Origin of the sequence: Pseudomonas profundi, from assembly GCF_008638305.1 — a bacterium.
GTDB lineage: Bacteria > Pseudomonadota > Gammaproteobacteria > Pseudomonadales > Pseudomonadaceae > Halopseudomonas > Halopseudomonas profundi.
In genome coordinates this window covers 1-2,064 of sequence record NZ_VTPZ01000037.1, presented here as the reverse complement: position 1 = coordinate 2,064, position 2,064 = coordinate 1, and the positions used below count along the sequence as shown (strand labels likewise).

Annotated in this window: 1 protein-coding gene; it reads left to right on the top strand. The window is 60.3% G+C overall.

Annotation, left to right across the window (positions count from 1 at the left end; translation table 11 throughout):
* Window positions 1-2,058, top strand: a 2,058-nt coding sequence (locus tag FZE95_RS19440) for an N-6 DNA methylase (RefSeq protein WP_150302438.1), incomplete at its 5' end; no start/stop codon positions are given.
* Between the last annotated feature and the right edge of the window lie 6 nt (window positions 2,059-2,064).

The window sequence follows — 2,064 nt, the reverse complement described above, 5'->3', positions numbered from 1 at the left end:
ACCCACTTCGGCGATGTGCGCCTGCGCAACAGCGATTTCGAGTTTCCCGATCTGCTCGGTGCGGCATACGAGTACCTGATTGCCGAGTTCGCCGACTCTGCCGGTAAGAAAGGTGGCGAGTTCTACACCCCACGCTCGGTGGTGCGGCTTATGGTCAACCTGCTCAAGCCGACCCTGGCCCACGACGTGTACGACCCGTGCTGCGGCTCGGGGGGCATGCTGATTGCTGCCAAGGAATATATCGACGAACACGGCGAAGACGGCCGCAAAGCCAACCTGTTCGGCCAGGAATTCAACGGTACCGTCTGGTCCATCGCGCAGATGAACATGCTGCTGCATGGCATCAGCAATGCCTGGTTGGAGAACGAAGATACCCTGGCCGATCCCCGGCATATCGAAGGCGGCGAGCTGCGTCGCTTCGACCGCATCCTCACCAATCCACCATTTTCCATTAATTGGGGCCACACCGAGAAAAGTCCGGATGGCAACCTGGTTTGGGCTCCATCCTTTCGTGAGGAGCGTTTCCGTTTCGGCGAGGTGCCGCTGGGTTCGAAGAAGGCTGATCTGATGTTCCTTCAGCACATGCTTGCTGTCACCCGCGACGAGGGCATGGTTGCCACCGTACTGCCGCATGGGGTGCTGTTCCGTGGTGGTGAGGAAAAGGGCATCCGTGCAGGCATCATCGAGGAAGACTTACTCGAAGCGGTCATCGGCCTGCCGGCGAACCTGTTCTACGGCACCGGCATCCCCGCCTGCATATTGATTCTGCGTCAGCAGAAACAGGACGGCGCCAACCGCGTCAGCAGTAAGCCGGTCGCGCGCCGGGGCAAGGTGCTGTTTATCAACGCCGACCGTGAATACTTCGAAGGTCGGGCGCAGAACTTCCTGCTGCCCGAACACATCGAGAAGATCGCCACCGCCTTCGACGAGTTCCGCCAAATCGACGGCCTTAGCGACGTGGTGGACATCGCTACCCTGCGTGAAAACGACTACAACCTGAACATCCGCCGTTATGTGGACAACGCACCGTCGCCCGAGCCCCACGACGTGCGTGCTCATCTGCTCGGCGGTGTGCCCAAGGCTGAAGTGCAGGCCAAGGCCGTACTATTCAACGCCCACGGCCTCGATCCGCAAGACCTCTTTGTGGAGCGCGATGCGCAGTATTTCGACTTCCGCGACGAACTGACCTGCCGCGCCGACCTCAAGCCAGCCATCGGAACCAACGCTGGCCTGCAGGGCAAGGAAGCCTCGATTCGTGACGCGTTCGAGACATGGTGGAGCGAGCACAGCCCGCGCATCACCGCCCTGGCCGGGCGGATGGACGACAGCGCCGCGCTGGTTGATCTACGCGGCGAACTGCTGGCCAGCTTCAGCGAAACGCTGGAGCGCATTGGCATGCTCGATCCCTTCCAGGTGCGCGGCATCGTTGCCGGCTTCTGGTATCAGAGTAAATATGACTTCCTTGGCCTGATGGCGCGCGGCAGCCGAGGCGTAATAGATGCCTGGCGCACCAGCATCGTTACCGCCATGGAAGACAAGGCCAGCAAGCACAGCCCGCTGGAACACAAGCTGGTCAAGTTCCTGCTCGATGATTTCGTTGGCACGCTTGCCGAGCTGGAAGCGAAGAAAACCGAACTTGAAATCCAGATCAAGGCCGCCACCCCAGCCAAAGGCGGGGAGGGTGACGAAGCCGACAGCGAAGCGGAATCCGACGCCGAGGAAAACGCCGTTGATGAGGCCCAGCTCAAGGAATGGAAAGCCGAGCTGGCCAAGCTGAAGAAGCAGCTCAAAACCAAAAAGGACAACTTCGCCAGCCACCTGAACAAGGCCGTTGATGGTCTGGACGAGCAGCAAGCCGCCGAGCTGTTGCTGACCATTCTGCACAACGACATGCAGGCCATCGTCGAGCGCTATATCGCCGCCCAGCGCAAACAGATCGTCGCCGCCTTTGAGAACTGGTGGGACAAGTACCGGGTGACGCTGAACGAGATCGAGCAGAAGCGCGATGCGGCGGCGGTGGCACTGCAGGGGTTCTTGAAGGGGTTGGGGTATGTCTGAGAGAAC